Source organism: Novipirellula rosea (assembly GCF_039541335.1).
Classification (GTDB): domain Bacteria; phylum Planctomycetota; class Planctomycetia; order Pirellulales; family Pirellulaceae; genus Novipirellula; species Novipirellula rosea.
This window is the reverse complement of sequence record NZ_BAABGA010000005.1, coordinates 27236-53987: the sequence shown is the minus strand read 5'-3', so window position 1 is coordinate 53987 and position 26752 is coordinate 27236. Positions and strand designations below refer to the sequence as shown.

The window sequence follows — 26752 nt, the reverse complement described above, 5'->3', positions numbered from 1 at the left end:
CGTGTCGCAACGCGGCGACATGGACCAGAGTCTCATCGTTATCATGATAGAAAACACACGAGAGTTGATTGCAATTCTATGTTGACGAAGCAAAGGAAGTCGTGATTGATGGCCGGATCCTTGAAAGAGACGGTTGAGGAAAGTGACACTCGGCTAGGACGCCTATTCGATTTTTCAATTCAAGCGTTAATTGTACTGTCGCTAGTTACCTTCTCAATTGAAACGCTACCTCATTTATCTCCTTCGTACCAAAAGCTCTTGAGTGCGTTGGAGTTGCTTTGCGTTGTTGTGTTTACGTTCGAATACATCGTTCGCTTATGGGTGGCCGATAGAAAAATAGCGTTTGTATTTAGCTTCTTTGGTGTGATCGACTTGATCGCGATCCTACCCTTCTATTTAACATTGGGAATCGATCTCCGTTCAGTACGTGTTTTTCGATTCCTGCGGCTTTTTCGCATACTGAAACTGGTCAGGTACAATCAAGCGGTTCGTCGTTTTCACCGAGCTTTGCTGATTGCTCGTGAAGAAATTGTTCTGTTTGCTGTAGTTGCTTTGATATTGTTGTATTTAGCAGCGGTTGGAATCTACTATTTCGAAAATGAAGCTCAGCCCGAGGCATTTGCATCCGTGTTTCACAGTTTGTGGTGGGCCACCGCGACGCTAACAACGGTTGGCTACGGAGACGTTTACCCGGTGACTGTGGGGGGACGGTGCTTTACATTCTTGGTGTTGCTTGTCGGATTAGGGATCGTCTCTGTCCCTGCCGGCTTGGTTGCATCAGCACTTTCGAAAGCACGCGAGATCGAAGATGGTAAAGAGCTTTTTGAAACGGATACAAAAGACTGTCGTTGAAGCCTACGACCCGGGTCGTGAGGAAAGGGTGAAGGCACTTGCTGCTGAGCTTTTCCGTGGTTTGAAGACTCAACGCCAGAAGTTCAGTCTTGAAGAACAGATTGCGCGATTCGATGTCACCAATTCCGATGTCCGGAATGCTGCGAGGTTAGCTTTTAGGCAATTGTTGCGCAACATTTGGAAAGATGGAGTCGTTTCTGAAAAAGAGAAAGAAACGGTGCAGTGGGTCGTAAGGGCGTTGAAACTATCTGACCAAGATGCCGTCGCGATGCAGCGAGAATTTGCAGTGGAACAGTTCCGCACTTCGCTGGCACACGCGATGGATGACGGGACTTTGTCGGATGATGAGTACCGGCATTTGGAGCATATTTCGTCGGTCGTCGGGTCCACGGCGCCCACAATTGCAAAACAGTTTTTTGAGTCAGAGGGAGAAGGGTTTCTACGAGCAATCTTTTTGTCTGCAACTGAGAGTGGTGAGCTCGCACGCGAGGAATGGCAGAGGCTTGTGAAAACCAGTATTCGATTTGGTTTCTCTGAGAGCGAATTAAATCGGCTCATACAAAGTCCAGCGAAACAGTTTGTCGAACATGTTCTTGCGGATGCGAAGGCTGACTTCGTCCTAACCGATGACGAACGAGAAAAGGTGGAATCCTTGCTGGTTATGTTGAGGCTAGACGACACCTTTTGTGATTATGTTCGTCGTCAGATGAATGAATTTGTAATGTACTGCAGCATTTCACAAGGACAGTTGCCCACGCTCGATGTTCCGCAATCTTTTGAAATACGTGCCGGGGAAATTGTTCATTCGTACGCAGACGCGGACTTGATCGTTACAAAGGTTCTCAAATCAGGTCCTGTCCAGGATATCCATCGAGGAGCATTATTGTTGCTAGATAACCGTGCTGTCTTTCAGAGTCCAACCTACGCTCAGTCTGTAAACTTCAGGAATGTCATTAGCTTGTGGGGGGATGCCAAGCAGATCAACTTTCAGCAAACTGGCAAGCCTGTTTGGTCATTTCGGATGCATCATAGTGACCCTTGGCTCCTATTGATATTTCGCAAGGCGGTTCAGCTTGCCAACCAGACAGCGACACGTACCAGTGACGTAGCGACATCACGACATATACCACGTCAGGTTCGCCAGCGGGTATGGCAGCGATACGGCGGGCAATGTGCCGACTGCGGTGCTCGAGATTACTTGGAATTTGATCACATTATTCCGGTCGCCAAGGGCGGCAGCAACTTAGATGCAAACATTCAGCTACTGTGTCGAAGATGTAATTTGAAGAAATCTGATCACATTTGATTCCACTGGAGTATCTCTTGTGTGAGCGATTGCCTTCATCAGATGGAAAATAGGTGGAGGGTGAGTCCGGAACAGTGACCGAATTGAGGTATGGTAGACCGCTGTTGCCCTGAGTGATTTGTCTGACATTCAACCAACTTTGACGGAACGTTTAAGTAAGCACCACTAGCTTGTGCTCACGACAATCCATCCGCTGAGCGTCAGAAGTCAGAAGTCAGAAGTCAGAAGTCATGAGTCATGAGTCATGAGTCATGAGTCGCTGTGTGTTTAGTCGGCGGGCTCTCGCCGAGAAAGCGACAGGGGGACCGATGCTGATGAATCGGAGGTGTTTTATGGATGGCATGAATCTGCGATGGCTTTTGAAACTCTAGATTTCTTTTGCAGCAATCCGATCGCAGTCGCAATCAGGCTTGCTCCCCCGACAGTCCAGGCAGGTATCAAGAGAAACCAGGCGGCGGGTGTCATGCCGCTGCCACGCAAGTGAGGGAAAAACAGGCTCACTGTTACCCGGCCGATCAAAAGAAAGGCAAAAAATAATCCAAGGCCGCGCTTACCCCAGGTCAGTAATAATGGCGTAGCGACATTGGCAGATATCTCTGCGTGACGGTCTTCAATCTGCTGACGCCGTCGTCGACGTGCGACGAAAATAGACGGGTCGTTGGCGAACTTTCGAGCATCTACAGGCGGTTCTTCGGAAGCAAACGGGGCGACAAGCCAGTCATCACCAAGTTGATCTTCGGATATTCGCGAGACAACTTCTTCGGCAGTGTACCTGCCTTCCCATTTCCATTGGTCGGAACGCTTCAGTGAGTAGTGTTTCGGATCCATGCGAGCTCAGTCTGCGTATAAGTTTTTTTCTTCAGTGAGGTAAAAAAAATTATGATTTGTGACTCCTCTTGGCAATCGCCAGTAAAAAACGCTCGCTCCCAGGCTCCTTTTTCTCGCACGGCAGATAGTAGCGGAGGGAAGTAGTGGTCGTATTCACTAAGAGGTGTCTGATTTAACCGGCTTTTTTACTGTCCGATAGATTGTTTGCGTGTACACAACCAATTTGCGGCTCGACGAATTCCATCGAACGTTGATAGGTTCGATGGCCGATTGTAGAGTCGTTGAAATTGCGGATGCCAACAACTGAAACCATCAACCTCCACTAGTCGCAACGTAACGGCTGTAAGCATCGATTGACCCCGGAATGCACGAGAACCAACCGCAATTACGTGGACTTGAGTGAGACTTGGTGCACACTGATGTCATGGTCCCAAGGTGTGAAATTGCCAGTTTGTTTATTGTGAACTAGCGACAATGGCGGCAACATCATGTCGTCCCATACGCGAGTTTCGAAGTTGCGATGTTTGACTACGGAGCGGTGGCAGTAGGTAGCGTGGCGCGAAAGCTCCATGAAAACAAGGCCGGAGCCCGAAACTGTGAATGCCGTTGGCGTGAGCCAACGGTCTAGGTGTCAGCGGCCGACGCGAGGCCAGAGGCCGATTGAATGTCCGCAAGTGTGCCGCCCGCTGGGCTTTGTTCGTGCCCATGCCCTATTTCCGGTGGCTCACGCCACCGGCAGAGGATATGTCGGCCTCCGGCCTAGTTGCCCGCAACAGCATGTCGTCCCATACGTGAGTTTCGAATTAGCGTTGATTGACCTCGGAGTGGCGGCAGTGGGTAGAGTGGGGCGAAAGCCCTAGGAAAACCAGGCCAGAGGCCGATTGAATGTCCGCAAGTGTGCCGCCCGCTGGGCTTTGTTAGTGCCCAACCCCAGCTTCCGCTGGCATTCGCCACCGGCATAGATTATCTCGGCCTCCGAACTTGGCTGCCCTGTTATCTGGTATCGTTAGTTGCGTTCATGAACGCGTCTTTATTAAAAAGGGATCTGCTTTGTTCCGACTGTTTCCAATAACTTTCATCCTCGTATTGATGATGGTCTGCCCATCGCTCCGTTTGCTAATGGCGGATGAGCCTCGCGCGACGTTGACTGAAAATACGGTTTCCGAGGACAGCCCGCGTTTTACGCCGCAAGTTCGCATGCTGCAAAAGGCGGTTCCGGCCGTGACGTCAGTGTTTGCTTTTTTGGGAAAGGACGATTCCGGGCGACAACAAGGCCGGACCGGTTCCGCCAGCACGATTGATGCGGCAGGGTATGCGTTGACGGCGTCGCACGTCATCACGGGGGCTGCGGCGGGGATCGTTCAGGACAGCGAGGGGAGACAATTTCGCTACAAGCCGATCGCCGAACTCGAAGCCTATGATCTGGCCATCATCCGTATCCTCGCCGGCGAGCCGCTGCCAACCTTGCCGATCGGCCGCAGCCACGATTTGATGCTCGGCGAACCGATCGTCGCGATCGGGAACCCGCATGGCGTGGGACTGACGGTCAGCGAAGGCATTCTCAGTGGGCTGAATCGCTATTCCTTTCAAAACGATGTCTATACGTCCGGCATGGTGCAAACCTCGGCGCCGCTGTTTCAAGGCAACTCGGGTGGTCCCTTGGTGAACGCCGAAGGTGCACAAATCGGCATGGCACTGCGACTGCATTCGAATTCCGAGTCGCTGGGGTTGGCAATGGGAGCTGACCGAATCCGCGAATTGATCCCGCGCGTGCTGGCGATCGAAGCTCGCGATGGAATCACTGCAGGATGTGACGTTGATCCGCTTGTGGATCCACCCACTTTGACCTCGGTTGACGATTCTGGACCTGCGGCCGATGCCAAACTGCAACTCGGTGACCAAGTGGTAAGCGTCAATGGCAACGAAACACGGCATGCCTACCAATGGCCACTGGCACTAGTGGGAAGGAAAGCGGGGGAGACAATTCAGCTCGATGTCGTGCGCGGTGACCAGCGGATGCAAGTGAGTTTGACGTTAGCCGAAGCGGTGCCGGTCGCGGGGGTGGACGCGGAGATTGCCGACGCGACCGAGCCAGGTTTGACCGTTACCGCCTATCCGCTGGATCCAAGGAGATTCAACAACACCTTGGAAATGGCTTTTCGTGCTCCCGAGCCGAAATCGAGCGTCGCGATGGGGCTGGATGTCGAAGCGGTCAAACCACGCGACGAATACTTTGCGATTCGCTTTGATGGTTTTTTGAATGTACCCACGAGTGGTGTCTATACGTTCAATCTCGCTTCGGATGACGGCAGCCGATTGATGATCGGCGGACGCGATCGAATCGTTAACGATGGCGATCATCCGGCACTTGAGGAGTCGTGTGTGATCCGTTTACAGGCGGGGCTTGTGCCGTTTCGGCTTGACTATTTTCAAGGCCGCGGTAGACGAATGCTCAGCTTACGCTGGCAATACGGAGATGTCGCGATGTCGGCGATCCCTGATTCGGTGTTCTTTCATCGCAGCGGTGACCAGTAGGGAAATGGGCACTCGTTCCCAGGCTCCCGCCATCTACTTTGGTATTAAGCGAGTGGCGTGTGTAGCGGTGCGGCGCAAGCAGTGCCTGCTAAAACTCTGGTATTGTCATGTTTCGGCCTCCGGCCTATTCGATTGCTACGAAACCAGCAGTCTTCTTCGTCGGTGGAGAGGTGACTGCACTTTATGCCGGAAGAAAAACGGCACCCAATATCCGACGTCTATACCAACGTTTTAGTGGCCCATCGCAAGCCGCCCGGTCTAATTCAAGGGAGTGACTCGCCGCAAACGGACGGTGCGCGCCGTGCTGTTACCAAAGTAGATGACAGCAGCCGCGAGCCTGCGAGGCATCTGGTTCCCGGGCAGGGAGCCTGGTAATCCGTCGTGGCGATCACCGCGAAGTCCGCTTTGCGGTTACAGGCGGAACTCGGGCTTGGTGGCGTCCAGGATTTGCAAGATCGAAGTTCGTTCCTCTTTGGACATCGATGAATATTTCGGCTCGGGAGAATCTTGGCTCAGGATCGTTCTTAGTCGCTTAAGAGCACGTGTTCGGACAGGATCGGGAATCGCATCAAACGAATCGCTGTAGATCAAGTAACTGCATCGGTACTTGAATAACCGAGTGCGAAGATCGAATTGCCGCAAACTACGGCCTCGCGGATCCGCCGGGCCTCGCGTTTGAAAACTCTCGGTAAACGAACTGGTGCCGCTGATTTGGTCGCTCAGCAAAGGTTCGTCGACCATCAGCAATCCATCGACGAGTCGCTCGGCTAACTGGCTGAAAACAAAGGCGTCTTCATCCGATTCACGATCATCCGTCGGGCGAGAGGGAGGATTGTCATTCGCATTGTGAATCGCTTTTACTTCGCTTTGGTGTAGCCGTGTCTTGTGATTAATCTCGGTCAACCGATTGTGCATCGAGACTTGGTGTTGTAGCACCATCAAGGCGATCAGGTCGCTGTCGGGAATCATGTATTTTGAAACGTCGAGCCAAGGCGAGAGGTCGGTGATATTGCCTGTGGTAAGCGTTTCTGCCGGCTGCACTTCATCGCCCGACGACAACATCAAGTTGCCCAGATGTGATTGCGAACCGTGGGTGCCGGTCACGTACCAACCTGCCCAGCGGCCCGACAGTGTGCCACGCGGGTCGGTGGGAATCGAACGCGATGGAAAAACGCGGTCACCATCGGCGTTGGTGTAGACCGATTGCATGATCAATCCGGGAACGCGACCCGTGTCGGTTGATCCGTGGCAGAATAAACAGCGGTCGTTGTGCCGAACCAATTTGCCTGTCGTATTGGTTGGTCCTTCCGCGATGGTGTAGAACACAGTGCCGAGCATTGGATCGGTCGACGCGATCTCGATGACTTCGCCGCCGGGGACCCAGGCGATATAGGTTTCATCGTTGAAGTAGATCGCACGGGCATTGGATGGAGAAATTAGGTGCCGCTGCAGACTGGTTTTAGAAAACACCAGCGTTTGGGAATTGACCGGGACGTCCAGTTCGCGAAGCAGCGCGGGGAGGTAGCCGTATTTTTTGTCGTTCGAAAGTGAATCGTTATCGGAGGAAAGCCGCGTTAACAGGCGTGCGACCGGATCGTTCGAAGCGGTTGTTGAGTACTCGATCGGTTCTCGCTCGTACGACAATTGAGCCGACGCTGAGTTCACCATCAGGCACTGGATTGCCACAGCCGCAACCAACGTTTGCACCGCAAGGTGGCGGACCCATTGAATGCTGGCCGATTCAGTCACGTTACACTCGGGTGCGGATGATATGGACTTCGTCGGGCTTGACCATCAGCGTGTCGCACCAATTCTGCTCGTCAAAGTCGTAGCGAATTTGAATCGCCCGGGCTTCGCCTTGCTCAAAGAGAGCTTTGGCCTCGAGAAGCGTGACTGATTGATCGGCCGCGCGACCATCGGACGCAGCACGCACTTGCACGTGTTGTACGTTGGCACCTTCGCTGAGGTCGTGAAACAGCTGAACCACTTGTTCGCGGTCCCAGTGAGCTTCGAGTATTTCAGGGGTCTCGTTTGGATCGAGCGCGTCGTGTGGTTCATTCATTGACTGGCTTGTTTCGCTGTCTTGTTTTTGGAGTCGGACGGATGAAGGCGGGCATCAGCAGGATCGCGTTTTCCGGCGCCGGGCAAACATAGCGACAGACACCACAACCCGTGCACGCGGATTCCTTGACCTTGGGTTTTCCCTCGCTGACTTGGATGGCGCCCTCGACGGGGCACCGCTCGCTGCACACGGTACAGGTTGTTCCGTGGTGCGCCAGACACAAATGCTCGGTTACGATCGCGGTTCCCATCATCGGGCGTACGTGCGTGGTCAACACATCCGGTTCGCAAGCGGTGATGCAAGGGAAATCGTTGCACATCATGCACGGTTGATGGTCGGGATCGATCATCGGCGTGCCGGCTGCTTCGCGCATTCGCGGCGGAGCATGGACGATCGCGTCGTGAGGACAGACTTCGATACAGCGATTGCATCGCGTGCATTCGTTCAGAAAACTCTCTTCGTCGATCGCGCCGGGAGGCCGCAGGATAGGAATCGTGCGGCGACGCGCCGTGTTGGGCTCGATCGACTTTTCCGGATCCGCATCCGCAGCACCGACTTCGCGCGTTGTCCGTGGGTACCGCATCACCAGCGGCGGATGGCGTCGCTCGGGCGGCGGTGTCGTCGTCGGTGGTTCCGCAGTGGGCTCGGGATCACGATGACCAAACAACCGACCGTGCAGCAGGTCGCGGCGGGAAAGACCCTCGCGTGGCGGTTGTTGGTCTGACATCACGTTTACTTTACGTTGGGTTCCGGCAGGAAGCCGATTTGCTCGGGCACGATCGATTGGTCAAGTGTTGCCGAAGGAGCATGGCATTGTAGACAATTGGTTCGCCAAGGGTGCGTCGATTCGAGTCCTGCCCAACCGACGTTGCCACCGTGACACGCCAAACACTGGTCTCGCATCCAAGTTGAATGCGGGATCGTGGGCGGGGCACCGGGAAAGGCACGCTCGCCGTTGAGCGGTGCGGGCAGGCCGACAAACGTGGTTTGCACCTCGGAGTCAAAGTCGGTGAACGGTTTCGGCGGCGGCGGAGCATGGCACTGGACACAGTTTGCCAAAAATCCATGCGACATCCGGTTGGCGACTCGGTTCTCGATGCGTTTGCCTTCGCCGTGACACGCATAACAAGCCGCGTCGTTTGTGCCTTCGACGACGTGCGGGATGATCGGCGGAGCTCCGTTGAAAGCCCGGCGAGATGCACGCGTTAGCGTCGACTGCAGCTTAGCCTCTTCGCTCGGTTTGATCACGGCGAACAAATCGTATTGAGGCTGCGGGATCTGGTCGAGTTTCGGCTTCCACTGACTTGTCGGTCCCGTCTCGCTACGCCGCATTTCCGCGTAAGTGACGGCGGCAATCGTGGACGTGGACGGAGGTTCCGCGGGTCGCTCGGTTCCCTCGACTTGCGACGATAGCCACGGTGCTTGCTGCTCGAAATCTTCTTGCGGGACCCCGTCGTTGATGCCGACGAAGTAGCCGACCACGGCAACGCCGATGACAGCGACCAGCAAGGCGATTGAACCACGAGTCGCTAGGTTTTTCGAGTTGGATTCGCTATTCATCGCTGGGCCACCTCGGCGTTCGGTTTGCGAATTCGCACGGCACATTTCTTGTAGTCGGGCTGCTTCGAAAACGGATCGTGAGCTTCGAGCGTGACATTATTGATCAGTTTCGATTCGTCAAAAAACGGAACAAAAATCGATCCCTTGGGTGGTTGTCCGCGACCGTTGATCCAGACAGGCAAATCACAGCTGCCGCGGCGAGATTCAACCGTGACCACTTCGCCTTGGCGAATGTTCAGCGCCGATGCATCGTCCGGGTGAACTTCGATATAGGCGGTGGGCATCGCGCGGTTCAGTTGCGACACACGCCGCGTCATCGTTCCTGAGTGCCAATGTTCCAGCACACGGCCGGTGCACAACCACAACGGGTACTCGTCGTCGGGCACCTCCGGCGGCGGTTGGTAATCATGGAACCAAACTTGGCCGCGACCGTCGTGAGTGACCGAATGGTAAAAGTCGATCTCTTTTCCTTCGGCGACAAACGGATCATCAAAACCAGCGAAACGGAACATGGTTTCCCGCCACGATCCGTCGGCTTGTTCGACCACCGGCCAACGCAACCCGCGTGCTTTTACGTATTCTTCGTACGGTGCCAGATTCTTGTGTTTCATCACCGTGAATTTGCGGTACTCTTCGAACAACGCCTTATCGACATTGATGTCGTAGTAGTGTTCCCACTGCCACACCGGAACCTCTTCGCCGTCGTCGTCATAAACCGCAAAGATGAATTTGCCGTCTTTGTCCTTCATTCCCTCGTGGCCGAGTTCGAACAAGCGGTGAGCGATTGCGATCGTTTGCCAACAATCGTCGCGTGCTTCGCCAGGCGGATCAACCATTTTGAACCATTGCTGCGTTCGTCGTTCCGAATTGCCGACCATGCCGTTTTTTTCTACCCACATCGCCGCCGGCAAGATCAAGTCGGCCAGTCGTGTGGTGGCCGTCGGGTAGACGTCCGAGACAATCAGGAATTTGTCCTTCAGGTTTTCTTTGTCATTGAACAGCAAGTTCAAGTTAGGCAGCGTTTGGCCAGGATTGGTGACCTGGACGAACAGCGTATCGATGTCGCCTCCTTCGTCGGTGGCCTTGGTAAATTGATCGAACATTTTCACAGTGTGGTAACCGGGGACCGCATCGATCCGGCCGGCCGGCATGTTCCAGATCTCTTCGGACTGGGCACGATGTTCGTCATTGGCAACGACGCGTCCGCCGGGCAATGCATGTGCCAGTGTGCCGACTTCGCGAACGGTGCCGCAGGCCGATGGTTGCCCGGTCAAACTGGTGGGCGAATCGCCGGGTTTGCCAAAATGCCCGCTCAAGAAATGAACGCCATGCACCAAGCTGTTGATCGCCGTGCCCATCGTGTGCTGGTTCATCCCCATGCACCACAGGCTGGTGATTTTCAGTTCGGGGTTTCCGAACAGATCGCCCAGCATTCGAATTTGCTCGACCGATAATCCTGACAATTCAGCGACATGTTCGGGCGTGTACTTCGCGATTCGTTTCTTGTACTCGTCAAACGAGATCGCTTCGCCTTGCAGTGTTGGGTTTTCCGGTTCCGGAGCACGGAAGTTGACAAAGTTCTCGACGAACTTTTTGTCGTAGGTTCCGTTTTTGATCAGCAGATGCATGATCCCCAGTGCAATCGCGACATCGCCGTGCGGCTTCATCATCAGAAAGTCGTTCGCGGCGTCGGTGGTTCGAGTGCGGCGGGTGCCGATGTCGATCAATCGCACCTTTTCGCCCTTGGAACGCCGGTCGATGACTCGCGAAAAGAGCACCGGGTGCATTTCGGCAGGGTTGTTACCCCAGGTGATTAAGACATCACATTCGTCCAAGTCCGCATAACATCCCGCCGGTTCGTCAACGCCGTAGGTCGCCAGAAAACCGGTGACCGCCGACGCCATGCAAAGCCGAGCGTTGGGATCGATATGATTGTTCGACAGACCGCCTTTCATGAATTTTTGAGCGGCGTAGCCTTCCGGGATCGTCCATTGACCCGAGCCGTAAAACGCAAACGTCTTGGGCGATTTCATGATCCGTTTGGCAACGATATCGATGGCTTCGTCCCAATCGATCTGTTTGTACGAATCGCCATCACGCAATAGCGGCTTGGTCAAACGGTCTTTGCCGTACAGGATGCCGCCGACGTGATAGCCTTTGACGCACAGCAGACCCTTGTTCACATCAGCGTGCTTGTCGCCGGCCACAGCGACCACGCGGCCCTCTTCCACACCGACTTGCACATGGCAACCGGTGCCACAGAAACGGCACGGAGCCTTGTTCCAATTAATTGACGATGAAGCGTCTGTTTCCGTCGGATCGACCACCGGCAACGCAAACGCACTGCCCGATCGAGTGGCTGCGGCGGTTGCTGCTGCCATAGCCGCCTGTTTCATAAATGCCCGGCGATCGTTGTTCATCGTTTCGTCCTGATGGTTTTTTGCTGCAAGTGGCGGAGGATGAGGAATCGTGGAATGACGTCGTGCAGGCTGTCAGCCTGCATTCACTGCGATGTTCTGCAGGCTGCCTGTCCGTATCGCTGGGTTAGGAATCGTTGATCGAATCCGACTCAAAGCCAACCAACGCCACATCCACAAAAACGACTCCGGTGAGTTCGTTTAGCCATTGCCAAACCTGCTTGTCTTCGTCGTTGGATTGAGTGTCCACGACGATCGGGATTCGCATCGCGTGTCGCTGCTCCGGTTCACTTATCCCTAACTCGATTCGCGGGTCACGACGCAGCGAGTTTAATGCATTGGCACGTTCGGTGTCGTTGTCTGAAAGAGTTACAACAAGTCCACTGATGGGCATGGTCACGATCACCTAATCATTGGAATCGAAAAGAGAAGCTGCGACGCGTCTCTGAATAAAATACCAATTTGTCCAAAATAAACAATAACAAACGACCAACTTGTCTTGAATGGCGTTGGGGAATTGATAAGATCCTAAGTGCGTCGACGCGAGCGTTCATGACTAGCCTTCGATCGCAGGCTCGTTCTTGCAAGCAATGAGAGGACTGCGTGTATCAAGGAAATATCTATCGATTAGCCGTCTTTGTGTTGCTGATGGGCTGGCTCGCAGTCGCTTTGTGGGTTGCAGGACGTAACGTCCGAGAAGCGTCAGAGCCCAGCAGTGTTGGTCCCCAAGAAACACTCGCGTCGGATTTAAGTGACGTCACCGCACACAATCAGCCGGGTGTGCCAAAGAGCACACTTGAGGGTGTCGCTGATTCAGTCGCTGGTTCAAGGGATGCAGCCGGATTGTTTGTGGCAACGATCCGGCGACCGGACGGACCGCCTCGAATTGATTCAGGAGTTGTGGACCCGCAAGGCCGCTCGGGGACAATCGCCTGTTCTACATGTCACAGCGTTCGCGAGCCGAACTTTGCCAACCGTTCGCCAGCCGACTTGGATCAATTCCATCAAGGCATGGCGTTTTCGCACGGATCGACAACCTGCTATTCGTGTCACCATCCCGATGATGCCGATTCGCTGCGGTTGGCCGATAGCACGAAGGTTCAGTATGTCGATGTGATGACATTGTGTGCTCAATGTCACGGCCCTCAGTATCGCGATTATCAGCATGGGGCTCATGGCGGGATGAATGGCTATTGGGACCTCACGCGTGGTCCGCAGACGCGAAACAACTGTATCGATTGCCACGATCCGCACGTGCCAGCGTTCCCGAAGATGCAGCCAACGTTCAAGCCTCGCGATCGTTTCCTGAGTCCGCCGGCGGACGATGCCCATGGCGCCGCTGTTGAAAAGCCTGTTTCCCAGGCAGATCCCAGTGCCGTGAACGATTCCGTAGCGGAACTCGTCAAGAGTTTCGGGAAGAGTTTCGGGAAGAGTGGGGTGGACGAAAGTCTTGACGACTTCCGCTACGGGCAGGCGAGGGTAGCGGAACTCGTCAAGAGTTTCGGGAGATTCTGCTGTGACGCAAATGTCTTGACGACTTTCGCTACACCCATGGTGAGTCGGAGCGTGCGAGACCCGGCCGCTTACGCGTCACGGCTCACTGAAGATTGCGATGATCCAATTCGAATTTTGAACCAGAGGTGGGCGGTATGAGTGATTCGCAATTGAAAAAGTCGCTGCCGATTGTGACTCGTCGAACCGCGGTCAAGGGTGGTTTTGCCACGCTGGGTGCTGCGGCGTTTGTCGGTGCGATCTCGCCGCTGCGTCATGCGGCCAAAGAAACAACGGCTGCAGAGTTCATGCAGCAACACTATCAAGAGCTAAGCGATGAAGATAAACGCGAGGTGCTTGCGCGGCTACAGGAAGAGACGAAAGAGGAATATGGTGCGGACGTGACGATCGGCGACGATCGCCCCGTGCCAGGTACGAAGTTTGTCTACGCGATCAACCTGAGTATTTGTAACGGTAACGGCAAGTGCGTCGAAGCGTGCCACAAAGAAAACAATCACGACCGCGCCACAAACCAGTCCTATATCCGTGTGCTTGAAATGCCCAAGGGCACGATGGACATGGAACAGGGGAATACGACGTACACGCATACGGTTCCTGCGGACGGCAAGTTTTATTTGCCGGTTCAGTGTCAACAGTGTGACGAGCCGCCTTGTGTGGACGTGTGTCCTGTCCAAGCCACGTGGAAGGAGGAGGATGGCATTGTGGTGGTCGATTACAACTGGTGTATCGGTTGTCGCTATTGTGAGGCTGCCTGTCCGTACCACGCCCGCCGTTTCAATTGGAAGAAACCCGAGGTGCCAGCCGAGGAAGTGAACCCCGATCAAAGTTACCTCAGCAATCGCATCCGGCCTCAAGGTGTGGTCGAAAAGTGTACCTATTGTTTGCACCGGACTCGCCGCGGACGACTGCCAGCGTGTTTGGAGGCTTGTCCGACGGGGGCGAGGGTGTTTGGCAATATCTTGGATCCCAATTCCAACATTCGCTGGCTGCTCGAAAACAAACGTGTGTATGTGCTGAAAGAAGAATTAGGCACGAAGCCAGCCTTCTTCTACTTTTTTGACAAGTAAATCTTTTTCAACAAGTAGATTTTGAGTGGCCCAATCGCGATCGCCCATGGGAACGCAAAAAACATCCGCCGCGCCGTGACTGACGAATCTCCTATGAGCACTCTGCAAAAACCTTCCGCGATATTGAGCTATCCTGCCTTCTTGCGGCGTTCGCTCTCTCTAGCAACCGATGGCTCGCTTGGGTTTTATGCCTGGATGACGGCGTTGACTGCGGTGGCACTGGTTGGCGCAAACGCTTGGGCAAACCAAGTTTCGGCCGGAATGATCACCACCAACATGACGGATCACGTTAGTTGGGGACTGTATATCGCCAACTTCACCTTTTGCGTCGGCTTGGCTGCTGGGGGCGTGATGATGGTGATTCCCGCCTATTTGTACGATGACGAAGAGATGCACAAGGTGGTGATCGTCGGCGAGGCGGTTGCGGTTGCCGCGATCGTGATGTGTACACTCAGCGTGCTGGTGGATTTGGGGCGTCCCGATCGATTTTGGCATTTGATCCCCGGAATCGGTCGGTTCAATTGGCCAATGTCGATGTTGACGTGGGATGTGATCGTGTTGAACGGTTACCTGGTGATCAACCTGCACATCGTCGGCTATTTGCTTTACATGCGGTATTTGGGCCGCAAACCGAATCCGGTCTGGTACATCCCGTTTGTTTTTCTGTCGATCGTTTGGGCGATCAGTATTCATACCGTCACCGCGTTTCTGTATTGCGGTTTGGGGGGACGTCCATTTTGGAACACGGCGTTATTGGCACCACGGTTTCTGGCATCGGCATTTGTCAGCGGCCCCGCGTTCATCATTTTGGTGATGCGAGTCCTGCGGATCACCAGCGGATATACGGCGCCGCCTGGGCCCGCACGAACGTTGATTCAAATCATTCGCGTCGCCATGGTGATCAACTTAGTAATGTTGGCGAGCGAGATCTTTACGCTGTTTTACACCGGCGGGGCGCACGGTGTGTCGGCAAAGTATCTGTTCTTTGGATTGCATGGTCATCACGGTTTGGTCGCTTGGATCTGGACCGCGATCGCCATGAATCTGATCGGCACCGTGTTGTTCTTTAGTCCCGCGGCACTGCAGCGAGGTTCGATACGAATCATCGCATGTTTGTTGGTGATCGTCGGGATCTGGATCGAGAAAGGGATGGGGCTGATCATTCCTGGGTTCATTCCCTCGACGCTACACGAGATGGTGGAGTACACACCCAGCTTGGTGGAGTGGAAGGTGACTGCGGGGATTTGGGCCTTCGGATTGTTGATTTTGACTGTCATGTTAAGATTGATCGCCAACGTGTTTACAGGGCGATTGAATCATCCCGAGGCCGAAGCGGACGCAGTATCGCATTAAGCTCGATGGATTGTGGCTGTCGCCTCCCCATTTCATTTTGTGGATCTCATGTACGGAAAAGCGACAGAAACAGCGATCGCTGCGCTTAGCCGGTTGGCGGAGGTCTATGATGGTGGGACAACACGACTTTCCGCGACCGAGATCGCCGAGGATCGAGGATTGCAGCGTCCATTCTTGGGCAAGATTCTGTCGACGCTTGCGCAAGCAGGATTGATCGAGGGAACGCGGGGGCCCGGAGGCGGGTTCACCTTTGCGATGCACCCGCGCGAAGTCAAACTGTATGACGTTTTTGCGTTGTTCGAGCGAGAGGAGCATTCGACGCATTGCCCGTTTGGCGGCGGCGTCTGTGGCGTCGGTGAAAAGTGCCCGCTGCATGATCGGTTAGCCGATGTTCGCAAGGCCACTGATGCAGTGCTTCACAACACCACGTTTGATGCCTTTCGCAAAGCCTATGTAAAGGACCAAGGCCGTTCGCGTTGGCGATTGCGTCGATCGCGGTAGTTTGGCCGTTTGGGGTCTAGGCCATCGCGACGATGGTACAGCGTTGCGAACCTAAAGCGATATTGGTGACGCCCAGGCGACGTGTTGAAGGTGACGCGGTCTGTTTTCGCATGGAAATGCGGGCTTTGCTGGACTGGGGAACTTGTGCGGAAATCCGCCACCTGGTCCTGGCTCTTCCCAGCCGTTACGACCGGAACGGTCGCATGGCATCGTTATCGTTTTCGTGGCCGCTAGAGTAACCGTAGCCCGAAAAGTCGCCGATACGCTTATTGTTCCGCAAGATTATCAACCTCTGGTTTGGTTGCCACTGGCTCATCGTGAGCCCCACCGTCTTCGGAATTTTATTTCCCGCCAGACCCATCCGCATAGAGTCGCCCTCGCTAGCGACGCACTCTGTGTACCTCGCTGGCTCTTTGTTTAGAGTCCCGGCCGTGTCCCTTGTCGGAGACATTGCGAGGTATGCAGAATTTTATCAGGAGGATTTATCCATGAAAATTTGTTTAACTCAGCGTGTTCGCCGCTTCCTATTGTCATGTCTCATTGCCGGTATCACTGTCGCAGGCTCCGGTGCGAGCTATGCAGTGGACGTCAACTTTGATCCCAAGACGGATGTCGCACCGCTTGATTCGACGGTGAATGGATTTGATCAGTGGTGCGGATGGGGGACTCACGATTCGGGGCCACTGGGAATGTCGACGCTTTCCGCAACTTTGCAAGAAGTAAATGAAATCAAGGATATTTCGGTTGTAACCGAAGCTTGTGAAGAGGTTGAGGCAAACGGAAAGGATCAGGCGAACGCACCTGAGTCGAGTGCGGTCCTGGACGCGTTGTTTGCCGTTGCGGAAAGCGTCAGTCGTCGTGGCGGAGTGTCGATCCAACAGATGATCGAACCGTTTGCGATGGTCGCCCCTTATGCTCAAAGCTCGCTCGAGGAAATCTCGCGGCTTCAGCAGATGGCGGAAGAGAGTAGCAGCACGCATGACGCCGTGGCGTCTAGCGATAATGAGGCGGAAGCGGAAGAGGTTTCTTATTACGAAGGAACCTTGCCAGCACCGATTGTGGACACCCCCGACAATCACTGTGTTGGCGATCTCGCGACTGCCGATGAGGAACGCAGCGATTTGAAATCACTCGCTGACGAAGAACCGATCGATGTTGACGCTCCCGGTCACGAAGCCGAAGACTTGCTCAGTAGCAGCTATGTCATGGCGACCACCCCTCCCAAGAGCGAAGCATCGATCGGTTCTGCGGTTGATGAACCCCTTCCTTCCGAACCGGTAACCGCCGAACCGGTAACCGCCGAGGCTCCCGCAGCCGAAGTACTCGCCGACGAACCCCCCACCGCCAGCGAATCATTGGCGGCCGACTTCACCGCAGATGAGCCAGTGGAAGTCAAAGCTGCGGAAGTAGCCGATGCGGAAGTAGCAGATGTGGAGCTGGCCCAGGTGGAAGAGGCGGAAGCCGAAGTGGCCAATGTGGAAGTGCGGGACGAAGCCGAGCCGGCGGACGTTGAAGTGGCCAGTGCGGATGTCGAAGCGGTGGCCGATGCGGAAGTCGAAGTGGTAGCGGAAGTTGAAGTGGTAGCCGATGCGGATGAATTTGAAGCCGAAGCGGAGCTTGATGCGATCGCGGCAGACGCCGCTTCTGCGGACGCGATCATCGGTTCTTCGGCAATCATCGCGACGATCGAAGAAGCCTACCTGCCGTATGATTTGGCGGCTGCGGATATCCAGGTTTGGAACTTCTATCCGCTCGTCTACAAGCCCTACTGCATCTTGGACCGCAACAATCACGTCGAAAAGCCCGACATGTGGTCCACCGCCGATGTCGAAACCGAAGTCGAAATGGACGCCGAAGTCGAAGCGGTTGCGGAAGTCGAAGCGGTTGCCGAAGTTGAAGCGGTTGCCGAGGTCGAAGCGGTCGTTGAGGCTGTGGTGGAAAGTGATTCTGTGGCCAACGCGGATGCGGACCCGGTTGTAATTAAAGCCTCGGCGGATTGTTTGCTGGACGAGTTGGTTTGGAAGGTCGATGCGGTCACGCCCAAAATGACACGCCAACTCCGTCGCGGTTCGGCTCGCCGGCTCGGCCGATTGCTTGGTTCACGATTCCATACCGTCGCCACATCGAGTAGCCAGGTGGCCAGCCAAGCGGTGGAGTTGATTGCCGGTATCTGGCCAACCCCCGCGGTCCAGCCAGCTCCTGCCGCCCAGCCAGCCCCTGCGGTTCAGCCGGTGCCCGAGTCGGTTGGAGAGGCGTTGTTGGTGCGAGCCGGAGCGGTCGCTGCCGCAGAAGCATCTGTACAGGTCGCGGAAGTGGTTTTGGAGAGCGACTTGTCGGTGCAAAGCGACCTCCGCTAACAAAAACGCAAGGTCGACCCAGGCTGCATGAGTCACCCAGACTTGTTGCAGCCTGGGAACGTTTTAAAGCGGAATTTGCGAGAATTCCGCTACTTGCGTCACAGTGGCCAGACGATTTCCAGCGGAGTGTGAAACTGAAAAAGTTTTCTTGATTCTCGAATCGCCGTTGACAGCTGTTTCGGCTAGGTGTTAATCCCACACCCACGGTTGCAAAAGCAGCCGCGGGGCTAAACGAATATCAAGAAGTTTCATCGTGGTTGAACGTATTGCGGGATTCGTTCAAACGCCATCTTAGGATGGTTTGAGCATCCATGTTTTAGGACATGTCTTAGGGCGACGGTTACTGGGTCAATCGTCTCGCTAAGTCGCTCGGCGATGAAACTTCTTTGTGCATCGGGGTTTTGCTTCGGCGAAACCCCGATGCCACGATACAAGTGCCAGGGATTCATCTGCGGCCGCAAAGCCAGCCGCCAGCGAGTGCTTCGAATCTTTCGCAAATCGCGTCACCGCAAACTACGCTACACGCCAGCGTTACCCCTCCCTGATACCGGCAGGACGGCACCGGCGGGACGACGCCTTCGGGACGGCACCGGCGGGACTGACGCCAGTGGGGCTGACCCTCAGCGAGGCTCCCCCTTCGTGTCGCTCCCCCACTGTTAATTTGGCCACTGTTGAATTGCCGCTGTTATATGGACTCGAGGTTTCACGCATCACGTGATGCGATAGACCTCGATGTCGATAGACCTACTCCAACCGAGATCGCGTCGTTAAGATCGTGGGCATGGCAAAAGACTTAAAAGATGAACCCGCTGCGGGTGACGACACTTCGGGCGACGTCGCGAATCCTGGTTCCGTGGATGCAGCGAGGGTTTCCCGGTTTCGCAGCAAAGGATTTTTGATTGGTGCATCGATCCTTGTTGCGGTGATTGCCTATTCGGGGTACCGCTGGATCGAATCGACGGAGACCAAGGTGCAGTCGGAGGCGGTCGAGCCATCGCCGCAAGAAAAATTTGATCAGATTCGAGAGCGGCTTGCTAACGACAAAGAGACGACGTTGCAGGTCGACGATTTTGAAATCACCGATTCGATGCTGTTGCAGATCAAGGATCTTGAAAAACTTGAAACCGTGATCGTCGATCAAGGACGGATCACTGACGAGGGAATCGTTCATCTGCCGACGTTGCCGAATCTGCAGTTGGTCCGGTTGCGGTATTCGCCAATCACCGACGCGGGCATGGCGACACTCGCGAAGTGCAGTTCGCTGTGGTACGTCAACTTGCCTCATTCGCAGTGTACGGCAAAGGGAGTTCAGTTGTTAAAGGCGATTCCCGAGTTGCGACAACTGCGAATCGCGTCTCCGAAACTCGGTAACGAAGTGACTCGCGAGATCGCGGCGATCCGATCGTTGCGCGGCGTTCATTTGATCGACATCCCGGTTACCAATGACGGACTGAAATCACTGGCATCGCTGCCCTACCTCGAGTCCTTGTATTTGGACAATTCGTTGGTGACCGAGTCGGGATGGCGATGGCTGTACACAAACTATCCTCAGATTCATGTTCATGTGAATCAAAAACATCACGATTACGATCCCAAAGCCCACGCACACCACGATTGAATCATGACTGAACGACTCGACGCCCTTCGCCAATCGCTGGATTCGCTAGAAATCGATGCGATGTTGGTGACCGACGAAATTAATGTTCGATATTTGACCGGCTTTACCGGTGACAGCTCCTATCTGTTGGTGGGGCCCGATCAAGCGACGATGCTCAGCGATGGACGCTACGAGATCCAATTGGCGAGCGAATGTCCATCCATTTCGGCTGCGATTCGCCCGCCGAGTCAATTGATGATGGATTTGGTCAAGCAGGTGCTTGGCGATTCAGGGTACAGCCGAGTGGGGATCGAGTCGGCCGTCGTCTCGCTAAGCGATTATCGCAAAATGAGTGAGAAGTGTCCTGATATTTCTTGGATCGAGACCACCGGGGTGGTCGAGCGTCAGCGAATGGTCAAAGACGACGGCGAGATTGCAACCACTCGCGGGGCCGTCTCGATCGCCCAGCGTAGTTTCCAGGCGCTGCTGCCGATGTTGTCCCCAAAATGGACCGAGCGGGCGATTGCTCACGAATTGGAAGCGAAAATGAGATTTTTGGGCGCCGAATCGGCAAGTTTTAAGCCGATTGTCGGGTTTGATGCCGCGGCCGCCTTGCCTCATTACCATCCCGCCGAAATTTTTATGCCTAGCTGCGGCGTCGTGTTGATCGATTGGGGGGCGAAATACCGTGGTTACGCCAGCGATATTACGCGGACCTTGTCCATTGGCAACGTTTCCAGCGAGTTTGAGCGGGCATACGAGGTCGTGTTGGCCGCCCAATTGGCAGCGATTGAAGCGATTAAACCTGGAGTCGAGGGCAAGGAAATCGATAAAATCGCTCGCGGTGTGATCGCCAAAGCGGGGCTGGGAGACAAGTTTAACCACGGTTTGGGGCACGGAATTGGGCTGCAAATCCACGAATCTCCACGGATGTCGTCGAATTGTGAAGATGTACTCACTGCGGGTATGATTGTCACCGTTGAGCCTGGAGTGTATATCGGTAACGAATTTGGCATTCGCATCGAAGATGATGTACTGGTGACGGAAACTGGTTGCGAAGTGCTCACTACCCTACCTAAGGGTCTCGATGATTGTCGGTTGGTGCTGTAAAACTTCCGCATCCCAAAATTAACATGTACGTCAATCTTTCTGACGGTGAGTCAAGTATGAGTAAAGGCGGAAAGCAAAGTTCCGATATTTTCGATATCGACCGGCTTCGCATGATTGTAGAGTTGATGGAAGAACACGAATTGTCGGAGGTGGATCTCCAGCAAGGCGATGAGAAAATCAAACTCAATCGTGGTTCAGCCGCTCCGGTGTACATGCCGGCGGCCGCTGCACCGGCACCTGCCGCTGCAGCAGCACCCGCAGCAGCGGCGGCGGCAACGCCCGCAGCCAATGCGAACACCATCACGATCGATGCTCCGATGATCGGCACGTTTTATTCGCGTGCCAATCCCGAATCCGAGCCGTTTGTCAAAGTCGGTCAACGCGTTACCGAAGACACGATCGTGTGTATTGTCGAAGCCATGAAGGTCTTCAACGAAATCCCTGCGGAATGCAGTGGAACCGTTGTCGAAATCTTGGTCGGCGACCAGCAACCGGTGGACTTCGGCAAGCCGATGTTCCGTATCGATCCGAACGCTTAAAACATAGACAACTCTGTGATTAAAAAGATCCTGATTGCCAATCGTGGCGAGATTGCTCTGCGCGTGATCCGCGCCTGTCGTGAAATGGGGATCGGTTCGGTGGCGGTGTATAGCCAAGCCGATGCCGATTCGATGCACGTCAAATTGGCGGATGAAGCGTATTGCGTTGGTAAACCACGCAGTAGCGACAGCTATTTGAAAATCGACCAAATTATCGCCGCAGCCGAAGTGGCCGGAGTCGATGCGATTCACCCCGGTTATGGATTCCTAGCCGAGAACGCTCATTTCAACGAAGTGTGTCGCTCGAGCGGATTCGAATTCATCGGTCCGAGCCCGCAAGCGATGGAAAAGTTGGGCGATAAAAATACCGCTCGCGCAATGGCGATCGCCAACAACGTTCCGGTTGTCCCCGGCAGCGATGGGTTGATCAACGATAACGCCGAAGCGATCGAAGTCGCCAAAAAAATTGGCTTCCCTGTTTTGATCAAAGCGACTGCCGGCGGCGGTGGTAAAGGGATGCGGGTCGCCGAGGATGAAAAGTCGTTGGCCACGGCGGTTTCTCAGGCACGTACCGAAGCCGAAGCGGCGTTCGGTAACGGTGGCGTTTATCTGGAACGCTACGTCGGGTCGCCTCGTCACGTCGAAGTCCAAGTGATCGCCGATTCGCACGGCAACGTCTGCCACTTGTTCGAACGTGATTGCAGCGTCCAGCGGCGTCATCAAAAGTTGATCGAAGAAGCGCCTAGCCCGAGTCTTCCGGAAGATCGACGAATCGAAATTTGTGAAGCAGCGGTGCGAATGATCCGCGGAGCCGACTATACCAATGCGGCCACGGTCGAATTCATTGTCGACGCCGATAACAATTTCTACTTCATCGAAGTCAACGCTCGAATTCAAGTCGAACATCCCGTCACCGAAATGATCACCGGGATCGATTTGATCAAAGAGCAGATTCGTGTCGCGGCAGGCGAAAAACTGTCATTCTCGCAAGAGGATGTGAAGTGCGAAGGCGCCGCGATTGAATGTCGAATCAATGCCGAAGATCCTGATAAAAATTTCCAGCCTAACCCGGGACGCATCGACAAAATGTTCGTCCCAGGCGGTTTGGGAGTGCGGTTTGATTCGCATGTCTATGCCGGCTATACGGTGCCGCCTTACTACGATTCGATGATCGGGAAATTGATCGTCCATCGACCCACACGTGCCGAGGCAATTGCAACGATGCGACGAGCATTGCGGGAAATGCAGGTCGAAGGCATCTGCACGACGGCGTCGTTCCACGACAAAGTCTTGCAACACCCCGAGTTTCTCGAAGGTCGCCACGATACTAAGTTTGTTGAACGCGAATTTTTAAAGTAAGCAGCGACGCGATGTCAGACCGCCGAATCGATCCCGTATTTCGCCCTGATCAGATCGACGCGTCGGCGTTTGTCGCGGACAACGTCACGATTTATGGCGATGTCACGATCGGAGAATCCTCGAGCGTTTGGTTCGGATCGGTGGTTCGCGGTGACACCGAGTTCGTCAAGATTGGTGATCGAACCAATATTCAGGACTTGTCGCTGTTACACACGGACCATGGTTCGCCGTGCGTCATCGGTGACGATGTGACGGTGGGACATTCGGCGGTGGTGCATGGTGCGGTGGTCGAAGACGGTGCGTTAATTGGTATTCGCGCCGTCGTGCTCAGTCGTGCCAAGATCGGCGCGGGTGCAATCATCGGTGCAGGGGCTGTCGTGACCGAGGGCACCGTGATCCCCGCCGGTAAATTGGCGGTGGGGGTTCCGGCAAGAGTAATCGCTGACGTCAGCGAAGAGCAGCGGAAACGGTTGATTGAAACCGCCAAGCACTACGTGCATTCCGCAAGCGTCTACAAAGCTGCCCGCGACTAGGGTAGCGAAACTCGCCAAGAGTTTCGGGGGCATGCATCATGGAACGAAAGTCTTGACGACTTCCGCTACGCTAAATTAGCACAAACCCTTTAAGAGAAAATGCTTCACAGCGCCCTCGTTTTGGCACTAGCCACGGTTTCGTCGCCATCCAACCGGCAACCATCCACGCTCTGGCCAGCCTCGCTACAGAATGCAATGCCGTCATTTGCTGACGTAGAAATTGCTTAATTCATTTGCCAATCCTTAGCCATGTTCTAGGATAGAAGTGGTTGAATTGCGCACCGTTGACGGCGATTGGAATGGTTTTAGGGATGTGTCTCTAAACTCGCTGTGTCGCCTACGAGCGATCTCGTCAGCGTGCCTTCGTTTGTGTCGCGATGACTCGCGCGGGAGCCGGAATTGATGTTGTTTTCTAATATGCGTCGCGTTGTTTTGGGGATCGCTGTTTCAGGATTGGTCTTGGGACAATCCTCATTGATGGCTCAGCATCATGGCGGTGGACATCACGGCGGTGGGCACCATGGCGGTGGACATCACGGCGGTGGGCATCATCATCATCACCATCATGATCACGGCCACTTCGGCGGCTATGGTTTTGGCAGTGGCTTTTATGGCGGTAACCTTTATTCCGGGAGCGGCTTTAGCATTTCAATCGGGGGTGGTTACCCTTACGGATACAGCGGATTTGGCTATGGCAGCCTCGGTTATGGTGGCCTCGGCGATTCCTATCGCTATCCGGCAACCGGTTACTCGCCGATCTATCGCGGTTCGACTTACTATGGCTCGGCCTACCCCGGTTTCAGCTACGACACTGCGCCTGCCTATGGCGGGTCCGTCTACCCGTACGAAAGTGCGATTGAACCTCAATATGGGGTGCCCGGTTACAGCAGCGAATTCCAGCATCAACCCATTGCCGAGCCGCCCTATTCGGTAGGTCGTGTTGATCCATCATCGTCGGACCTTCGTCCTGGAATGGTACTTCCCGATGGATCGACCGTCGTATCGGTTGGCCCGCTCGACGGTACCGCCGTTTCGCCGCAGATCGAGCTGAATTCGGGAAGCGGCTCCGCAGTGCCGACCGAAGCAGTGCCAACCGAAGCAGCGCCACTTGAAGACTCGGAAACGGATGCCGAATTGGTTCCCGTGCCTGAGCTTGACGAAGCTACCGACCGTAGTCCCACCGAAGCACCGAGTCTCGATTCAGGTGCGGCACTCGGCGTGTAGTGCCAGGTCGGTGGTTATTGAGACAAATCGCGAATCAGCGTGATTCGCTGCATGTCAAATTTCGTCGAATAGGCATCCGTGGGAGGCCGCGACGATTCGACGCCAGCAGCAAAACGCTGAATTGCTTCGTCGATAGGCCCGCTGTCCAGTTCAGCAGTCCACAAAACCACTTCGCTGTCGGCTTTGCTTTGCGGCAGAAGTGCCGAGGGTTGATAACCGAATTCGACACCCGGCATGATTTGCCAGTCGTCGCTCGTTAGACCGACGGCGCGAAGATCCGAAAGCGATTGCGGCCACGCGTTCTTTTGCATTTGCCAGCGAAGCGGACGACCTGTTAACGAGTCGTCGGGAAAAGAGGCCCGCAGCGATTGCCGATACGAAACGTGTGATCAAATGCGTACAAAAAGTTTTTGCGGAGACTCGTCAATCGAGTCAATCGCACCGTGATGCCTGTCCCAGAACGGAACTTCAGAAAACATTGACATTAAACTGTGTTCACGGATGTTCGTGAACCGTTGCGTCTATGTTGCGTCGCCGGGTTGCGACCATGCGCGATGCAGAGCCACGTTGATGTTGGGCTGTTGTGTCCGATCACACGATTCCGGCAAACGAATTTGAATCTGCTCTGATTCTTCGTTTTCCTCGTGGCGAAGTTCGCCGTAGTGTGCTTGAATGATCGACTCGCACACGCCCCAGGTCGCAGCTGGCATCAGCTTCATGTGCGTTTGTTTCATGAGCGGATAATCGACAAACTTGATCGAATTTTCGGATTCCGAATTTACTGTGATCTGGATTTGAATGTGTCCGTCTTCATCGAAGGCACTCAGTGACAAGCAGGAATCCGGCGCGTCGTCGCGGTCCGGATGAATAGGCTCTTCCCGACGCTTGCCCCACAATAGATCAAGGCTGCTGGAGAGGGCTTCCTTTAACAGTGTCGCGTTGCCATGAATGAAACGCTTTGGGCCCAGCGACGAAAGTTGCAACTGCAGCGGCGCCGCATGTTTGCGTTGGAATTCAGTTGCAACGCATTGCAATGTTTCTTGGATGTCGACATGCGAAAATTCAAACGACATCAACTGGATCTGTTTACGTAGATCCGACAGGCATTCGCGGAGTAGATTTCCCGCGAACTGCATTCGTTCCAATCGAGGTTGAATGGACTGCGAATCGATCTTGTTTTGCTCGGCTTCGATTTGCAGGATGTCTGCGGTGTTTTGGTTCACGTGCAGCGGTTGGCTGACTTGATGAATGAATGTTTTCAGCCAATGGGCAACCGCCATCGCGTTCATTGATTCCGGGTTGGGGACCGTATCCGGTTGCAAATCGGTGATCTCGTTGTCTGCGGTAGCCTTCGTCACCGACGACTCGCTGGCGGAGAGAATCGTCAGCACTGCGTACGATGCATCGTCTTCTGCGAAAGGAGTCCACTGGACCAGTCCAAGCTTGCAGCGATGATGATGCGACCGTGCTCGGGCGTCGTCGACGATCTCGGTCGTTGCAAGGATCTGTTCCGCAATGCTCGCATTTTGGTAATTGTCGGGCCGATCTGCGGACCAATCTTTGGGCAGCCCGAAGGTGCCGCGTGCACGATCGTTGGCGGCGATCAGGGTCACCGTGGGCTGCAGTCGCAACACGATGATCGCAGCTTCGGACTGCTCAAAGTGATGCTGGTATAAGAATTTCGATACAACCTGGGTTGCATTTGACGGTGGCGTGGACACGGTTGCTGGCTCCTTAGCTGCTTGCATTGTAGGAGTTCGATTTCTCCTTTGCATGGTCGATGTCGCATTCACGAATCCTATGCGATCATTCGGTCGCCTGATCGCAAGGGGGGGGCGGTTGGATCGTACTTTTGTCGAATTGCTCGCGGGTAGGGCGATGGCGGGGACGCCAGCAGCTCGAGAGTGGCTTTCGATCGCTCCCCGCAATCTACTTGATGAACCTGACGAAGCCATACGGAATGGGATGCATTGCGGATTGCCGCAAACATCGCAATGAATTGGTGCATTGAAGACAAAATTATCCGATACTCTTAGTGTG

Annotated in this window: 23 protein-coding genes; 14 read left to right on the top strand and 9 right to left on the bottom strand. The window is 54.6% G+C overall.

The genetic code is table 11. From position 1 onward, the window contains the following. Positions 1 to 108: 108 nt before the first annotated feature. Both ABD971_RS00390 and ABD971_RS00385 read left to right on the top strand, forming a co-directional pair. The gene (locus tag ABD971_RS00390; protein ID WP_345318365.1) at positions 109 to 852 is read left to right on the top strand and encodes an ion transporter; all 744 of its coding nucleotides are present in this window, start codon (positions 109 to 111) and stop codon (positions 850 to 852) included. Then, complete coding sequence (locus ABD971_RS00385) at positions 809 to 2158, top strand: HNH endonuclease (RefSeq protein WP_339944254.1); 1350 nt, start codon at positions 809 to 811, stop codon at positions 2156 to 2158. Before ABD971_RS00390 ends, ABD971_RS00385 begins: the two co-directional genes overlap by 44 nt. Positions 2159 to 2488: 330 nt before the next feature. Here the strand turns inward: ABD971_RS00385 and ABD971_RS00380 are convergent, their stop codons facing one another. After that, complete coding sequence (locus tag ABD971_RS00380; RefSeq protein WP_345318363.1) at positions 2489 to 2986, bottom strand: hypothetical protein; 498 nt, start codon at positions 2984 to 2986, stop codon at positions 2489 to 2491. A 1089-nt stretch (positions 2987 to 4075) separates the two neighbouring features. Here ABD971_RS00380 and ABD971_RS00375 point away from each other — a divergent pair. Beyond that, positions 4076 to 5521 carry a trypsin-like peptidase domain-containing protein gene (locus tag ABD971_RS00375; protein ID WP_345318361.1) on the top strand — a complete coding sequence of 482 codons (1446 nt, stop codon included), beginning with the start codon at positions 4076 to 4078 and terminating at the stop codon, positions 5519 to 5521. Positions 5522 to 5932: 411 nt separating this feature from the next. On the opposite strand, the gene ABD971_RS00370 is transcribed toward ABD971_RS00375, so the two are convergent. From ABD971_RS00370 to ABD971_RS00345, 6 genes are all read right to left on the bottom strand, one after another. Next, positions 5933 to 7270 (bottom strand): hypothetical protein, encoded by a 1338-nt coding sequence (locus tag ABD971_RS00370; RefSeq protein ID WP_345318359.1) that lies wholly within the window; start codon positions 7268 to 7270, stop codon positions 5933 to 5935. Between the two features lies 1 nt (position 7271). Beyond that, a complete protein-coding gene (locus ABD971_RS00365) occupies positions 7272 to 7583 on the bottom strand; it encodes a DUF167 domain-containing protein (protein WP_345318357.1) in 312 nt (103 codons plus the stop codon). Further along, entirely contained in the window at positions 7576 to 8310 is a 735-nt protein-coding gene (locus tag ABD971_RS00360) for a 4Fe-4S dicluster domain-containing protein (RefSeq protein ID WP_345318355.1), read from the bottom strand. The genes ABD971_RS00365 and ABD971_RS00360 overlap by 8 nt, the downstream gene beginning before the upstream one ends. Positions 8311 to 8315: 5 nt before the next feature. Continuing rightward, positions 8316 to 9143 (bottom strand): diheme cytochrome c precursor, encoded by an 828-nt coding sequence (locus ABD971_RS00355; RefSeq protein WP_345318353.1) that lies wholly within the window; start codon positions 9141 to 9143, stop codon positions 8316 to 8318. Continuing rightward, complete coding sequence (locus tag ABD971_RS00350) at positions 9140 to 11563, bottom strand: molybdopterin-dependent oxidoreductase (RefSeq protein WP_345318351.1); 2424 nt, start codon at positions 11561 to 11563, stop codon at positions 9140 to 9142. Before ABD971_RS00350 ends, ABD971_RS00355 begins: the two co-directional genes overlap by 4 nt. Positions 11564 to 11687: 124 nt before the next feature. Further along, the gene (locus ABD971_RS00345) at positions 11688 to 11960 is read right to left on the bottom strand and encodes a hypothetical protein (protein ID WP_345318349.1); all 273 of its coding nucleotides are present in this window, start codon (positions 11958 to 11960) and stop codon (positions 11688 to 11690) included. Between the two features lie 203 nt (positions 11961 to 12163). Here ABD971_RS00345 and ABD971_RS00340 point away from each other — a divergent pair, with 203 nt between their 5' ends. From ABD971_RS00340 to ABD971_RS00290, 11 genes are all read left to right on the top strand, one after another. After that, positions 12164 to 13213 carry a hypothetical protein gene (locus ABD971_RS00340; RefSeq protein WP_345318347.1) on the top strand — a complete coding sequence of 350 codons (1050 nt, stop codon included), beginning with the start codon at positions 12164 to 12166 and terminating at the stop codon, positions 13211 to 13213. Beyond that, on the top strand, positions 13210 to 14139 hold the full coding sequence (locus ABD971_RS00335; RefSeq protein ID WP_339944268.1) for a 4Fe-4S dicluster domain-containing protein: 930 nt from the start codon (positions 13210 to 13212) through the stop codon (positions 14137 to 14139). The genes ABD971_RS00340 and ABD971_RS00335 overlap by 4 nt, the downstream gene beginning before the upstream one ends. Before the next feature lie 93 nt (positions 14140 to 14232). Then, complete coding sequence (gene dsrP, locus ABD971_RS00330) at positions 14233 to 15492, top strand: sulfate reduction electron transfer complex DsrMKJOP subunit DsrP (RefSeq protein WP_339944270.1); 1260 nt, start codon at positions 14233 to 14235, stop codon at positions 15490 to 15492. Between the two features lie 48 nt (positions 15493 to 15540). Next, positions 15541 to 15993: an RrF2 family transcriptional regulator gene (locus ABD971_RS00325; RefSeq protein WP_345318344.1), complete on the top strand. Its 453-nt coding sequence runs from the start codon at positions 15541 to 15543 to the stop codon at positions 15991 to 15993. Positions 15994 to 16481: 488 nt separating this feature from the next. Then, complete coding sequence (locus tag ABD971_RS00320; RefSeq protein ID WP_345318342.1) at positions 16482 to 18350, top strand: hypothetical protein; 1869 nt, start codon at positions 16482 to 16484, stop codon at positions 18348 to 18350. A gap of 781 nt (positions 18351 to 19131) precedes the next feature. Further along, positions 19132 to 19968 carry a leucine-rich repeat domain-containing protein gene (locus tag ABD971_RS00315; RefSeq protein ID WP_339944274.1) on the top strand — a complete coding sequence of 279 codons (837 nt, stop codon included), beginning with the start codon at positions 19132 to 19134 and terminating at the stop codon, positions 19966 to 19968. 3 nt (positions 19969 to 19971) lie between these two features. Then, positions 19972 to 21057, top strand: coding sequence for a M24 family metallopeptidase (locus tag ABD971_RS00310; RefSeq protein WP_345318340.1), 1086 nt, complete (start codon positions 19972 to 19974; stop codon positions 21055 to 21057). Between the two features lie 56 nt (positions 21058 to 21113). Further along, positions 21114 to 21596 carry an acetyl-CoA carboxylase biotin carboxyl carrier protein gene (gene accB, locus ABD971_RS00305; RefSeq protein WP_339944278.1) on the top strand — a complete coding sequence of 161 codons (483 nt, stop codon included), beginning with the start codon at positions 21114 to 21116 and terminating at the stop codon, positions 21594 to 21596. A 15-nt stretch (positions 21597 to 21611) separates the two neighbouring features. Then, the gene (gene accC / locus ABD971_RS00300) at positions 21612 to 22955 is read left to right on the top strand and encodes an acetyl-CoA carboxylase biotin carboxylase subunit (RefSeq protein WP_339944280.1); all 1344 of its coding nucleotides are present in this window, start codon (positions 21612 to 21614) and stop codon (positions 22953 to 22955) included. Between the two features lie 11 nt (positions 22956 to 22966). Beyond that, positions 22967 to 23488 carry a gamma carbonic anhydrase family protein gene (locus ABD971_RS00295; protein ID WP_345318337.1) on the top strand — a complete coding sequence of 174 codons (522 nt, stop codon included), beginning with the start codon at positions 22967 to 22969 and terminating at the stop codon, positions 23486 to 23488. A gap of 402 nt (positions 23489 to 23890) precedes the next feature. Next, positions 23891 to 24712, top strand: coding sequence for a hypothetical protein (locus tag ABD971_RS00290; protein WP_345318335.1), 822 nt, complete (start codon positions 23891 to 23893; stop codon positions 24710 to 24712). A gap of 14 nt (positions 24713 to 24726) precedes the next feature. On the opposite strand, the gene ABD971_RS00285 is transcribed toward ABD971_RS00290, so the two are convergent. After that, entirely contained in the window at positions 24727 to 25023 is a 297-nt protein-coding gene (locus ABD971_RS00285; RefSeq protein WP_339944285.1) for a hypothetical protein, read from the bottom strand. Between the two features lie 210 nt (positions 25024 to 25233). Further along, positions 25234 to 26433: a hypothetical protein gene (locus ABD971_RS00280; RefSeq protein ID WP_345318332.1), complete on the bottom strand. Its 1200-nt coding sequence runs from the start codon at positions 26431 to 26433 to the stop codon at positions 25234 to 25236. Positions 26434 to 26752: the final 319 nt, after the last annotated feature.